13 protein-coding genes are annotated in these 13273 nt (G+C 69.7%); 4 read left to right on the forward strand and 9 right to left on the reverse strand.

From position 1 onward, the window contains the following. The first annotated feature begins 65 nt into the window (after window positions 1-65). The 3 genes from BLU81_RS08815 to BLU81_RS08825 all read left to right on the forward strand — a co-directional run bounded on the left by BLU81_RS08815 (window position 66) and on the right by BLU81_RS08825 (window position 2326). Complete coding sequence (locus BLU81_RS08815) at window positions 66-467, forward strand: ATP-binding protein (RefSeq protein WP_157751417.1); 402 nt, start codon at window positions 66-68, stop codon at window positions 465-467. A 69-nt stretch (window positions 468-536) separates the two neighbouring features. Then, window positions 537-1406 carry an MEDS domain-containing protein gene (locus BLU81_RS08820; protein ID WP_092543284.1) on the forward strand — a complete coding sequence of 290 codons (870 nt, stop codon included), beginning with the start codon at window positions 537-539 and terminating at the stop codon, window positions 1404-1406. Further along, window positions 1403-2326, forward strand: coding sequence for a sensor histidine kinase (locus BLU81_RS08825; protein WP_092543286.1), 924 nt, complete (start codon window positions 1403-1405; stop codon window positions 2324-2326). Before BLU81_RS08820 ends, BLU81_RS08825 begins: the two co-directional genes overlap by 4 nt. On the opposite strand, the gene BLU81_RS08830 is transcribed toward BLU81_RS08825, so the two are convergent. From BLU81_RS08830 to icmF, 7 genes are all read right to left on the reverse strand, one after another. Next, window positions 2327-2776: a response regulator gene (locus BLU81_RS08830; RefSeq protein WP_092543288.1), complete on the reverse strand. Its 450-nt coding sequence runs from the start codon at window positions 2774-2776 to the stop codon at window positions 2327-2329. It abuts the gene before it with no gap. A 215-nt stretch (window positions 2777-2991) separates the two neighbouring features. Further along, window positions 2992-3768, reverse strand: a complete 777-nt coding sequence (locus BLU81_RS08835) for an ABC transporter ATP-binding protein (protein ID WP_092543290.1) — start codon at window positions 3766-3768, stop codon at window positions 2992-2994. After that, complete coding sequence (locus BLU81_RS08840) at window positions 3765-4721, reverse strand: ABC transporter substrate-binding protein (protein WP_092543292.1); 957 nt, start codon at window positions 4719-4721, stop codon at window positions 3765-3767. Before BLU81_RS08840 ends, BLU81_RS08835 begins: the two co-directional genes overlap by 4 nt. A gap of 10 nt (window positions 4722-4731) precedes the next feature. Then, a complete protein-coding gene (locus BLU81_RS08845; RefSeq protein ID WP_092543294.1) occupies window positions 4732-5787 on the reverse strand; it encodes a FecCD family ABC transporter permease in 1056 nt (351 codons plus the stop codon). Between the two features lie 87 nt (window positions 5788-5874). Further along, a complete protein-coding gene (locus tag BLU81_RS08850) occupies window positions 5875-6600 on the reverse strand; it encodes a helical backbone metal receptor (protein WP_092556798.1) in 726 nt (241 codons plus the stop codon). 32 nt (window positions 6601-6632) lie between these two features. After that, on the reverse strand, window positions 6633-7142 hold the full coding sequence (locus BLU81_RS08855) for a MarR family winged helix-turn-helix transcriptional regulator (RefSeq protein ID WP_231954313.1): 510 nt from the start codon (window positions 7140-7142) through the stop codon (window positions 6633-6635). Between the two features lie 26 nt (window positions 7143-7168). Next, on the reverse strand, window positions 7169-10393 hold the full coding sequence (icmF, locus tag BLU81_RS08860; RefSeq protein ID WP_092543298.1) for a fused isobutyryl-CoA mutase/GTPase IcmF: 3225 nt from the start codon (window positions 10391-10393) through the stop codon (window positions 7169-7171). 184 nt (window positions 10394-10577) lie between these two features. Between icmF and BLU81_RS08865 the strand changes: the two genes are divergently transcribed. Next, window positions 10578-11141: a hypothetical protein gene (locus BLU81_RS08865; RefSeq protein ID WP_092543300.1), complete on the forward strand. Its 564-nt coding sequence runs from the start codon at window positions 10578-10580 to the stop codon at window positions 11139-11141. A gap of 26 nt (window positions 11142-11167) precedes the next feature. Here BLU81_RS08865 and BLU81_RS08870 read toward each other — a convergent pair whose 3' ends face one another. Together BLU81_RS08870 and BLU81_RS08875 are read right to left on the reverse strand one after the other, a co-directional pair. Next, complete coding sequence (locus BLU81_RS08870) at window positions 11168-11656, reverse strand: acyl-CoA thioesterase (RefSeq protein WP_092543302.1); 489 nt, start codon at window positions 11654-11656, stop codon at window positions 11168-11170. A 103-nt stretch (window positions 11657-11759) separates the two neighbouring features. Beyond that, on the reverse strand, window positions 11760-13211 hold the full coding sequence (locus BLU81_RS08875) for a PepSY-associated TM helix domain-containing protein (protein ID WP_092543304.1): 1452 nt from the start codon (window positions 13209-13211) through the stop codon (window positions 11760-11762). Between the last annotated feature and the right edge of the window lie 62 nt (window positions 13212-13273).

Below are 13273 nucleotides of genomic sequence, written 5' to 3' on the forward strand. Positions count from 1 at the left end.
TTTCCTGCGTGGTGATCGATCGTTATCGTCATTGCCTGTGCAGGTCTGAGCGGGAGGTGACGCCGGTGATAATCCTGAGTGCGCTGTTCGAGCGCGACGATCCCGCGGCTCCGCTCCGTCACCGGGTGCAGACGGTTCTCAGCGTGGGTTCCGGGGCGGCAGTCGGTGCGGAGTGGATCGGGGATGTGCTGATCGCGGTCAGCGAGCTGGTGCAGAACGTCGGTCAGCACACCGGCGGCGGCGGTGAACTCACGCTCTCCGCCACCGCTGACGGTCTTCTGATCGAGGTCGCCGACTCCATGATCGCCGCGCCGCGCCTGCGCCAGCCGGATCACCGCCAGGTCGGTGGCCGTGGGCTGCTGCTGATCGACTCCATCTCGCTGGGCTGGGGGACCCGTCACCACGAGCACGGCAAGACGGTCTGGGCACTGATGCCGGCCCCGGCGCTGGTGGGTTCCGGGCACTGATACCCCCACCCGGAACGCCCTGCTCACCGGGTGGCAACTACTCTGGCTCACGTCGGCGGGGGAGGCGTGATGATCGAAGTGGATGTCCTCGACCGGCTGTGTCTGGGTGACCACACGTGTCTGGTCTTCGACGACGACGCGACCCGGATGCAAGCCCTGACCGGTTTCATCCGAGCCGGGCTGCGCGACCACCATCGGATCCGGTACTTCGGCGACGGCCACGACGAGATCACCAGCGCGCTCATCGCCCGGGGTGTCGACGCGGCGGCGTCCATCGCGGCCGGCCAGTTGCAGGTGTCGACACCGTACGAGTCGTACCTCGCCCCCGGGGTCTTCGATCCTGAGGCGACCGTCGGTGCCTGGCGGGCCGAGGCGGCGCTGGCGAAAGCCGCCGGATACCGGGGGTTGCGCGTGATCGGGGACATGTCGTGGGCGAGCCGGCCGATCCCGGGCGCGGACCGGCTGGCCTGGTACGAGGCCCAGGTCAACCGGGTGTACGCCGACGGTGACGCGATGGCGCTGTGTCTCTACGACCGTCGTCTGTTCAGCGCCGCGGACCTGCAGCGGGCCCGCTGGGCACATCCGGCCGCCGTCGACCGTGACACCGCTCACGAGTCGGTGCCGCTGTTGCGCGCCGTCCGTACCGTCGACGTGCCGGGAATCCGGCTGGAGGGCGAGGCGGACATGTCGAACCGTCATGCGTTGCGTGCGGTGATGGAACACCTCGTCGAGGACACCCCGGCCACCAGCCGCCCGCTGACCGTCGACGTGAGCGGTCTGCGGTACGCCGACGTGACCGCCGTCCGGATCCTGATGCACATCGCGGTCACCGCCGCGCACCGGCTCCACCTGGTCGGCTGTTCCCCGGTGCTGCAGCGGCTGCTCGCCTTCAACGGTGCCGGTGCGGTGCCCACTCTCACGGTCCAGGCCGGCGCGTGACGACCGCGGTGTTCGACCATCCCGGCCTGCTGTACCACGACGCGGGGGAATACCTGCGGGCCACGACCGGTTTCGTCCGGGCCGCGGCGGCCGCCGGGGACGCTGTTCTGGTGGCTGTTCCCGGCCCGAACCTGACCCTGCTGCGTGAAGCCCTGGCCGACCTGGCCGATGTCGTCACCTTCGCTGACATGACGGTCGCCGGGCGCAATCCGGGGCGGATCATCCCGGGTGTGCTGCTCGCCTTCGCCGCCCGCTACGCCGGCCGCCGGGTCTCGATCATCGGCGAGCCGATCTGGCCGGCCCGCTCGGACGTCGAATACCCGGCCTGTGCCACGCACGAAGCGCTGATCAACGTGGTGTTCGGTGGTTTCGACGCGGCGATCCTGTGCCCGTACGACGCGCTGAACCTGACCCCGGAACGGCTGCACGACGCCTGGCGCACCCACCCCGAGATGATCACGTCCGGGCAGCGCCGGCCGAGTCCATGGTTCACCGACCCGCTCGGCACCGCGGCCACGTTCAATCAGCCGCTACCCGAAGTGCCGGTCCACGCCTCGGCGATCTCCTACGCGGACGCCGTCGCGCTCAAGGCGGTCCGCCGCTTCGTGGGCTCCCACGCCGTCGAGGCGGGACTCAGCGCCGACCGCGCCGACGATCTGGTGGTGGCGGTCAACGAACTCGCCGAGAACACCATCCGGCACACCCCCGCCGGTGGCGTGGTGTCCCTGTGGCGCGAGGACGAGTACCTGGCCTGCCAGATCGACGATCACGGGACCATCGCCGACCCTCTGGCCGGGCGGATCCCGCAGGCCCCGCACACCGAAGGCGGCCGGGGCCTGCTGCTCGCCCACCACTACTGCGATCTCGTGCGCATCCACACCACGCCGGACGGCACCAGCATCCGCCTGCACATGAGCTGATCAGCTGGTGCGGGGCAGCCGCGCGATCTCGCCGTAGAAGGTACTGATCTTCCGGACCGCGGTCTCGAAGGACTCCAGGTCCATCGGCTTGGTCACGAACGCGCTGGCGTGATGCTCGTAGCTGGCGATGATGTCCGGCGGCGCGTCCGAGGTGGTCAGCACCACCACCGGGATCGCCTCCAGCGTCGCGTCGGCCTTGATCTCGGTCAGCGTCTGCAGACCGCCCTTCCGCGGCATGTTCAGGTCCAGCAGGATGAGATCGGGCCGGACCGCGTCAGCGTACTGTCCGGTGCGGCGCAGGTAGGCCAGGGCCTCCTGCCCGTCGGGCACCCGGCCCAGAACCGTGGGCACCGCGGAATCGATCAGCGCCTCCTCGATCATGAAGGCGTCGGCGTCATCGTCGTCCACCACGAGGACGTTGAGCTGCACCAGCGGTCCTGACGTCGGCATGTTCTCTCCTCCCGACCGCCGGGACATCCCCGACATGTCGGCAAGAACTTACGGCACTGCGGGGGCTACTTCCGAAACGACGTCGATGAGAAATCCTTCAACGCCCCATCCGAGTCAGAGTTATCACAAGTCATCTGCAGGAAACGAATCCCGGCAGAGAAGACGAGGGGTGGGACAAGGCGACTACATCGTTCGATCCGGGCCATGCCGCAGGCTCAGCCGGGCGGCTCGTCCTGGTCCAGTGGGTGGAACAGCAGGTGCAGGTGGCCTTCCAGGTCGATGCGGTGCATGCCGATGCCGTACACCGGTTGCAGGATCTTCGGGTCGAGGACTTCGTCGACGGTCCCGGTGGCGACCACCCCGCCGTTGCCGAGCAGTACCAGGTCGTCGCAGTAGCGGGCGGCCAGGTTCAGGTCGTGCAGGACCACGACCGAGCAGGTGCCCAGGCCGTGGACCAGCCGCAGGATCTCGTGCTGGTAGCGGATGTCCAGGTGGTTGGTCGGTTCGTCGAGCAGCAGATGGGTGGCCTCCTGAGCGAGGGCGCGGGCGATCAGCACCCGCTGGCGTTCACCGCCGGACAGGCCGGCGAACGGCCGGGCCGCCAGGTGGGTGGCGCCGACGCGGGCCAGGCAGCGGGCCGCCACCTCGTGGTCGTCGCGGCCGGCCCGCTGGAAGGTGGACAGGTGCGGGCCGCGGCCGAGCAGCACCATCTCGGCCACGGTCAGCGCCGTGTCGCCGGTGGTCTCCTGCACGACGACGGCCATCCGGCGGGCCGACTCGCGCGGGGCCAGTGACTGCAGGGTGTCGCCGTCCACGGTGACCCGGCCGGTGGGGCTGCGCAGAGCGCCGTAGAGCAGGCGCAGCAGGGTGGTCTTGCCGCTGCCGTTCGGGCCGATCAGGCCGAGGAGCCGGCCGGGGCGGGCGGTGACGCCCACCCCGTCGATCACCGGGGTGGCGCCGTAACGCCAGGAGACTTCCGCGGCTTCGATCACGGGAACCGCTGCACGATCTTCTCCAGGCCGTCGATGGAGAGCGGTGTCGGCGGTTCGGTGAAGTTGAACAGCTGCGGCATGACGTCGCCGGACTGCACGGCCTTCAGCTTGTCGGCGCCGGGCAGGCTGGTGATCGCCTGCTCGACGTCCTTCGGGTCACCGTCGGGGTAGAGCAGGATCAGCACGTCGGGGTTGCGGCCGAGCAGTTCCTCCAGGGTGACCTCGAAGACGCGTTCTCTGCTGTCGCCGAAGACGTTGGTGAAACCGGCCGCCTCCAACTGTGGGTGGGCCATGCTGGTGGACCCGTAGGCGTAGGTCACCCCACCTCCGAGCGTGGGGTAGAGGACCGCGGCGGTGCGCTTGTCACCCGTACCGGCGGTGGCGGTTTTGATCTTTTCGAAGCGCTCTTTGAGGGCGGTGACCGCGGTGGCGGCCTCGGTGGGGCGGTTGAAGACCTTTCCGTAGGTCTCCATCTGCCGGAAGACGTCGTCGAAGGTGGGGACGGCGGTGGCGTTCTTGCACATCGCGGGTTCTTCGAGGAGCGGGATGTCGACGGCGGCGAGGGTGTCGCGGGAGAGATTGTCGACCTCGCCGAGGACCAGGTCGGGAGTCTGCGCGATGACTACTTCTTTGGAGATCTGCAGGTGGCCGCTGGTGTCGGTCTTGTCGGCGAGCAGCGGGATTCTGTCGATCTCGGCCTGGGTGGCGGCGTCGTAGTAGTCCTTCGGGTACTGCCCGGCGCGGGAGACGACCCGGTCCATCACCTCGAGGGCGTGCAGGTACGGCACGGCGGAACTCTTCAGCATCACGATCCGCTCGGGCGCTTTGTCGAAGGTGACGTCGACACCGCAGTTGCTGATCGTGACGGCGGCATCGTCCGGAGAGGCGGCAGTGGAGGTGCCGCAGCCGGTCAGGAGAACGGCGGCGGAGGCGGCGGCGAGGAGAGACCGCATGGGGGTCCTTTCAGTTCGCGTGCAGACGGCGGATCAGGATCAGGAGGAAGGGGGCGCCGAGCAGGGAGGTGATGATGCCGATCGGGATCTCCTGCGGGGCCAGCAGCACCCGGGCGATCACGTCGGCCCAGACCAGCAGGATCGCGCCGAGCAGCGCGGACACCGGGACGACACGGACGTGCGGGGCGCCGACGATGCGGCGGGCCAGGTGCGGCACGACCAGGCCGACGAAGCCGATGCTGCCGGACGCGGACACCAGCACGCCCACGCAGAGTGACACCAGCACCAGCATCCGCATCCGGAACCGGTCGGGGGAGACACCGAGGGTGTGCGCGGTCTCGTCGCCGACGGCGAGGACGTCCAAGCGGCGGCCGAGGACCGTCATGTAGAGGATCGTGCCGAGGATGACGATCGCGGCGACGCCGAGCAGCGCGTCCCAGCGGGCCAGGCCGAGCGAGCCGAGCAGCCAGAACATCACCGAGCGGGAACCTTCGGCGCTGTTGGAGGCGAAGATCAGGAAGCTGGTGGTGGCGTACAGGGCGTAGCCGACCGCTACCCCGGACAGCAGCAGCCGCATCGAGGTGATCCGGCCGGCGGCTCGGGCGATCATGAAGACCAGCAGGGACGCGGCGAGCGCGCCGAGGAAGGCGCTGACCGAGAGCGCGTACTGGCCGAAACCGGCACCGGCGCCGAACAGCAGGGCCGCGGCCGCGCCACTGGAGGCGCCGGAGTTGATGCCGAGCAGGTACGGGTCCGCGAGGACGTTGCGGACCATCGCCTGCAACGCCACCCCGCAGACCGCGAGACCGGCGCCGACCAGGATGCCGAGGACGATCCGGGGGAGCCGGACCTGCCAGACGATCGCCTGTTCGGGCGGTGTCCAGGTCACCTCACCGATGCCGAGCGCCTGATGCGCGACGATGCGGGCGACGGTGACCGGGCTGATCCCGATCGCCCCCGTGCCGACGGCGACCAGCCCGGTCACCAGCAGACCCGCGGTGAGAGCCACCAGCCAGATGACCGTCCGGCGCCGCTGTGCCGTGACGCCGAGAAGATCCACAGCCACCTGCCGCTCCTCAGTTGTTGCAAATTATGTGCAGCAACGTACCATCATGATCATCGCTACCTGACGGTGCGGTGTCGACGGCTGAGGTCAGCGGATCTGATCGAGCAGTGCGCTGCGGGCGGTGGCCAGGGACGGGCCGTACCAGGTGAGCAGGCGCCCGGACACCAGCACCGTCCGGATGCCGGGGAAGGACTCCGGGCCGTCGGTGGGCGTGAAGACGTACGGCTCGTCGGGCAGCAGCACCAGGTCCGCGCCGGCAGTCCGCAACTCGGCCAGGTCGGTGTGCGGGTAACGGTCGGCGGCATCGGCGAACACGTTGACCAGTCCGAGCCGGGTGAGCAGGTCGCCGGTGAAGGTGCGGGCGCCGACCACCATCCACGGGTCGCGCCAGATCGGCACGACGACCCGTGCCGACGGCTGTGGTGCGGGCCGTTTCCACTGCTCGGCGGCCTGGATCAGCCAGTCCGGTTCACCGGCGGCGAGTACGTCGGTGAACAGTCGCCGCATCGACCGCACGGCGTCGTCGAGCGATTCGATCACGGTCACCCACACCGGCACCCCGGCATCGCGGAGCCGTTGCACGTCGATGCGGCGGTTCTCCTCCTGGTTGGCGATCACCAGGTCCGGTTCGAGCGCGACGATCGCCTGCCGGTCCGGGTTCTTCGTTCCTCGTACCCGCGCAATGTGCAGGTGGGGTGGGTGGGTGCACCAGTCGGTGACCGCGATCAGGCGATCGGGAACGGTCACCGCCAAGGCCTCGCTGAGCGACGGCACGAGCGAGACGATGCGCCGGGGCGGCCGGTCGAAGCGCATCGGGTGGCCGAGGTCGTCGGTCAGGGGTCGGCTCACTCGTCGAAGTCTCCGGCGGTCCGGCGCAGGTCCTTGAGCGTGCCGAACAGGTCGCGCATGCCGGGGGAGGAGAGCTCTGGCCGGCTGAAGACCTGCTCGTTGAGCAGTTTGGAGGCCAGCGCGGCGGTTTCGCGGCCGGCGTCGGTGATGGTGACCAGCACGCCGCGGCCGTCGTTGGGATCCTGGCATCGTTCGACCAGCCCGGCGGCCTCCAGCCGGGAGGCGGCGTTGGTGACGCTGGTCGGGTGCACCTGCAGGCGGGCGCCGGCTTTGGCCATCGGCAACCGGCCCTGTCTGGTGAACGACAGCAGCATCAGCAACTCGTACCGGGCGAAGCTCAGTTGCAGCGGCCGCAGCACGTCGTCGACCCAGGACTGCACGATGGCCTGCGCCCGCATCAGGGAGGTGACGGCTGCCATGCCGTCAGCGGCGGTCTCCCAGCCGTGTTCGCTCCAGAGCCGGGCGGCTTCCCCGATCGGGTCAAACGGGAGCCGTGCGCCTGTCACTGATGTCCTCCTGAGGTCGACGGGCATCATACGTTGCGACGGTACTGGCCACCGACCTCGAAGAACGCGCCGGAGATCTGGCCCAGCGAGCAGAACCGCACGGCGTCCATCAGAGCGGCGAACACGTTGTCACCGTTCATCGCGGCCGCCTGGAGCCGGGCCAGCGCGGCCGGCGCCTCGGAGGCGTGCCGGGCCTGGAAGTCGGCGAGCCGGGTCAGCTGGGACTGTTTCTCCTGCTCGGTCGCGCGGGCCAACTCGACGGACTGCGGCGGGGTGTCGTCGCGGTGCGGGTCGAGGAACGTGTTGACGCCGACGATCGGCAGGCTGCCCTCATGTTTGCGGTGTTCGTACAGCATCGACTCGTCCTGGATCCGGCCGCGCTGGTAACCGGTCTCCATCGCCCCCAGCACCCCGCCACGCTCGGCGATCCGGTCGAACTCCACCAGCACCGCCTCCTCGACCAGATCGGTCAGCTCGTCGATGACGAACGAGCCCTGCAGCGGGTTCTCGTTGCCGGACAGCCCCCACTCCTTGTCGATGATCATCTGGATGGCCAGGGCCCGCCGGACCGACTGCTCGCTGGGGGTGGTGACAGCCTCGTCGTACGCGTTGGTGTGCAGGCTGTTGGCGTTGTCGTAGATCGCGCACAATGCCTGCAGGGTGGTGCGGATGTCGTTGAAGTCCATCTCCTGGGCGTGCAGGGAACGACCCGAGGTCTGTACGTGGTACTTCAGCTTCTGGGACCGTTCGCCCGCGCCGTAGCGTTCGCGCATCGCCACCGCCCAGATCCGCCGGGCCACCCGGCCGATCACGGAGTATTCGGCGTCCATGCCGTTGGAGAAGAAGAACGACAGGTTCGGGGCGAAGTCGTCGATCGCCATGCCGCGGGCCAGGTACGACTCGACGTAGGTGAATCCGTTCGCCAGGGTGAAGGCGAGCTGGCTGATCGGGTTCGCCCCGGCCTCGGCGATGTGATAGCCGGAGATCGACACCGAGTAGAAGTTGCGCACCCGCTGATCGATGAACCACTGCTGGATGTCGCCCATGCAGCGCAGCGCGAACTCGGTGGAGAAGATGCAGGTGTTCTGGCCCTGATCCTCCTTGAGGATGTCGGCCTGCACGGTGCCCCGCACGGTCGCGAGGGTGCGAGCGACCACCTCGTCACCGGGTTCGCCGGGGTGGGCGGCGAGCTGCTGATCGATCGCGGTGGTGAGGAACATCGCCAGGATCGCCGGGGCCGGGCCGTTGATGGTCATCGACACCGAGGTGGTCGGCGCGCACAGGTCGAAACCGTCGTACAGGGCCTTCATGTCGTCGAGCGTCGCGATCGAGACTCCCGAGGTGCCGACCTTGCCGTAGATGTCCGGGCGCAGGTCCGGGTCACGGCCGTAGAGGGTGACCGAGTCGAACGCCGTCGACAGCCGGGTGGCGTCACCGCCCCGGCTCAGCAGGGTGAACCGGCGGTTGGTGCGGAACGCGTCGCCCTCGCCGGCGAACATCCGGGCCGGGGCCTCACCCTCGCGTTTGAACGGGAACACCCCGGCGGTGAACGGGAAGAACCCGGGCAGGTTCTCCCGGCGCAGGAACGACACCAGTTCCGCGTCGTCACGGGTGCGGGGCAGCGCCACCCGCCGGATCCGCGAACCGGACAGGGTCTCGCGGGTCAGCGGGGTGCGGATCTCCTTGTCGCGGACCCGATAGACGAACTCGTCGCCGGAGTAGGCGGCGACCCGCTCCGGCCAGGCCCTCAAAAGCTCACCGACCTCGGGAAGCACCTGCCGTTCCTGGTCGGTGACCAACTCCCGCACCCGGTCGGTGGCCGGGTCGTCGCCGAGCAACTCCACCGTCGTGCGCAGGGCCTGGCGGCGGCGGACGACATCGGCCTGCTCCTCGGTCGTGCGGTGATAGTCGCGGACCGCGCCGGTGATCTCGGCCAGATAGCGGGAGCGGGCGGCCGGCACGACACTCGTCAGCCCGGAGGAGGCCCGCACGTCCACGGCCGGTAGCGTCCCGGCCCGCACGTTCAGTCCCTTGCCGGCCAGTAGTCCCCGTAGTTCCTGGTAGAGGGCGGTGACTCCGTCGTCGTTGAATCGGGCGGCGCTGGTGCCGAACACCGGCATCTGCTGCCAGCCGGTGCCGAACGCCTGCCGGTTGCGCACCAACTGGCGGGCCACGTCCCGGCGGGCGTCCTCGGCTCCGCGGCGCTCGTACTTGTTGATCGCCACGACGTCGGCGAAGTCGAGCATGTCGATCTTCTCCAACTGGGAGGCGGCGCCGAACTCCGGCGTCATCACATACAGCGCCACGTCCGCGAACGGCACGATCCCGGCGTCACCCTGCCCGATACCCGGCGTCTCCACGATCACCAGATCGAACCCGGCCGCCTTGACCCCGGCCAGGATGTCAGCGAGATTCTCTGGCAACTGCCCGCCGGCGGTACGGGTGGCCAGTGATCGGAAGAACGTGTGGCCGTCCTGTCCGGTCTCCAGGGCGTTCATCCGGATCCGGTCGCCCAGCAGCGCACCGCCGCCACGGCGTCGGGTCGGGTCGATCGCCAGGACGGCGATCCGCAGTTTGTCCTCCTGGTCCAGCCGCAGGCGGCGCAGCAACTCGTCGGTCAGCGACGACTTGCCCGAACCGCCGGTGCCGGTGATCCCCAGCACCGGGACCACCCGGCCCGCCGCTGCGGCACGCAACCGGTCGGCCAGCTCCGGTGACCGGCCCGTCTCCAGCACGGTGATCGCGCGGGCCAGTGCGGCCGGATCCCCGCCGGCCAGGGCCTCGACGTCCGGGCCGGTCTCGGACAGGTCGGTGTCACAGGCCCGGATCAGTTGGTTGATCATGCCGGGCAGACCCAGTCGCTGCCCGTCCTCCGGTGAGAAGATCGTGACCCCGCGCTCGCGCAGCGCCGCGATCTCGGCCGGCACGATCACGCCGCCGCCACCGCCGAAGACCCGCACGTGACCGACTCCGGACTCGGCCAGCCGATCCACAAGGTAGCTGAAGTATTCGACGTGGCCGCCCTGGTACGACGAGATCGCCACGCCCTGGGCGTCCTCCTCCAGCACGGCGCGCACCACCGTGTCGACACTGCGGTCATGACCGAGGTGGATCACCTCGGCGCCCTGGGCCTGCAGCAGCCGCCGCATCACGTTGATCGCCGCGTCGTGACCGTCGAACAGGCTCGCCGCGGTCACGAACCGGACCGGGTGCTCGGGAACGTGCAATTCGGACGACCTGTCGGCAGTCATCGTCGCTCCTGACCTCTCGGCGGCCGGACGACATCCGGCGCGACCCAGATACTTGGACGTCCATGTACTTTAGGCCGGAGATGCTAGGAAGTCCAAGTAAATCCCGGGTGTTCGGGTCGTGGCGCTCCGCAGTCGGGTGTACCGCGGCGTGGGTTTCAAGATCCAAGCGATTAGCATGCCTTGCGTGACCACACCCGAAGACATCCTCGCCGGCACCGCCTGGGCGGAGCTGGAGCACGCGTACGGCCCCGCGGACGACCTGCCCGCACTGCTGAAGCCTCTGCTCAACGGAGACCCCGGCGACTTCGCGGCGGCCATGCACACCCTGGCGTGGAACCTGAACCACCAGGGCACGCTCTACTCGGCCACCCTGCCGGCCACCCGGTACGTCGCCGCGGTCCTCACCGACCCCCGGACCAAAGCCGGCAAGGCCGCCATGCTGAGCTGGCTCGACTCGGTCGCCGGCAGCGCCATCGAGTTCGAGGAGTTCGAGAACGAACCGGACGCCGACGCCTGCCGGGCGGAGATCCCCGCGCTCTACCCGGCGGTGGCCGCCAACCTCGAACACGCGAACCCGATCGTCCGGGTGGCCGCGCGACGGGCCGCGCTCACCATGCTGTACCGGCCGGGCCTGGAAGCGGAACGTCGCGCCGCGGCCCCGCACCTGCTGGCCGAGATCGACCTGCTGACCGAAGCCGAACAGAGCGTGGTCCGCGACGCCGTCCGCGCCTGGGAAAGCGGCGCCTGACCGGACGCACGGGAGAGCGGCACCGGTCAGGCGTCGGCCAGGGCCTTGCGCAAGGTGAGGCGGTGGGCGCGGCGGATCTCCGCCTGCTGGAAGGCGATCCGGTCGGCGTCGGTCTCCGGCAGCAGCGCGGGTACGGGCCGCGGATGGCCGTCGTCGTCGACGGCGACCATCACCAGGTTCGAGGTCGCGACCGTCTCCGGAGGCACGGCCCGGTCCCAGCGGTCGGCGGTCACCCGCACCGCGACCTCCATCGAACTGCGCCCGGCCCACGTGATCCGGGCCTCCACGTGCACCACGTCACCGACCCGGACCGCACGCAGGAACAACGTCTCGTCCATGGCCGCGGTCACCGCGGGACCGTCGGAGTGCCGGGAGGCGACGACTCCGGCGGCCGAGTCGATCAGGTTCAGGATGCGGCCGCCGTGGATCGTACCCAGCAGGTTGGTCTGGTGTTGATCCATGATCTGGGAGAGCGTGAGCTCGGAGGCCGACGGGGGCCGTCCTGGCAGGGTCATCGTGGTCCGTTCCGGGGGGAGGTCGACGGTTGTTGATCATAACCGTCGACCTTTGACACGCCGTTACGGCTGGAATACGCCGGACGTCCCGGTGGCGCGGAGGTCAGGAACCGGCGGGAGCCGGGGACACCGGCACCTCCGGCGGGGTGCGGCGGCTGCGGACGGCTCCGATCAGCAGGTCGGCGGCCAGGAACGCCAGCAGCGGGATACCGAACAGCGGGAGTGCCCAGGCGACCGCGAAGACGATCGGTACACCGGCGACGATGCCCCATGTCGGGAGTTGCTGCCAGGCGCCGCGGGCGGGCGGGGCGCCGGCCAGGGCGCGCCGGTCGACGCGGGTGGGGCGGCGCTGCCACCACATCCGGTAGCCCCAGACGATGACGCTGATCAGGCCGATCGCCAGCAGGGCGAGGACGATCTGGTTGGCGAGGCCGAAGAGCAGACCCATGTGCGCTTGGACGCCCCACGAGGTCAGTTTCGCCAGCAGTGGCCAGTCGGCGAAGTCGACCCGGTCGGTGACCGCTCCGGTGGTGTCCACGGCGACGCTGTCGAACCGTACCGGCCAGAGGTTGTCGGTCTGTGAGACGGTCCAGGCGCTGGTGGCGTCGGCGGGCGGGGTGATCTGCACCGGGCCGTCGAGTCCGGCCTGGCGGGCACTGGTCAGTGTGGTCTCGTAGGCGGCCGGGTCGACGGGCGCGACCGTGCCGGAGCCGCCACTGTGGTGGCCGCCGGTGGGGGCGGCGGCGTCCAGTTCGGTGGCCACGTACGGGCGGTTGCCCCGCATCGCGTCCAGGGCCGCACCGAAGTTGGCTCCGGCGTAACCGGACCAGGTCAGACCGGTCGCGGACAGGATCAGCAGCCCGGTGGTGAGCCAGATCCCGGTGGCGGCGTGCCAGCTGCGGCTGCGGCGGACACCCTTCTTCGCGGCCAGTTCCGGGGCGAGCAGGCGGCGGGCGGTGCGGTTGCCGCTCTGCCGGCGCCACCACAGGACCACGCCGCCGAGCGCGAGGACCCACAGCCAGCTGGCGGCGAGTTCGGAGTACAGCTCACCGGCCGGGCCCAGGTGCAGGTCCCGGTGGAAGGTGTCCAGCCAGGTGTTCAGCGGGGTCGCCGTCCACCAGGTGGTCAACTGCCCGGTCACTTCACCGTTGTACGGGTTGACGTACACCGTGTGCACGAGTTCCGACTCGGGTGTCAGGTCGGGCGAGGTGAAGTCGACCTGGGTGGTGACGTCGCCTTCGCCGATGCGTACCCCGGTCAGGTCGCCGTCGGGGTGGGCGGTCCGGGCCGCCTCGATCTGCCGCGCCACCGGCACGGTGGTGTCGCCGGGGTCGGCGACCACGAGTTCGGCACTGTAGACGATCTTGTCGAGGGTTGGGACCAGTGTGAACAGGAAGCCGGTCGACGCCGCGATCAGGATGAACGGCGCGACCAGGATCCCGGCGAAGAAGTGCAGCCGCAGCAGCAGGGGGCCGAAGCTGCGGGTGCTCGCGGGACGGCGTAACGCGGGTGCGGTCACCGGCGCGGGGTCGGTGACTTCGGGGATGATCGCCATCGGCTGTCCTCATGAGGTGTCGGCGTCCGAGTGACCTCCGCCACGGTGCGCAGGTCAGAGCG

Source organism: Actinoplanes derwentensis, assembly GCF_900104725.1.
GTDB classification, from domain to species: domain Bacteria; phylum Actinomycetota; class Actinomycetes; order Mycobacteriales; family Micromonosporaceae; genus Actinoplanes; species Actinoplanes derwentensis.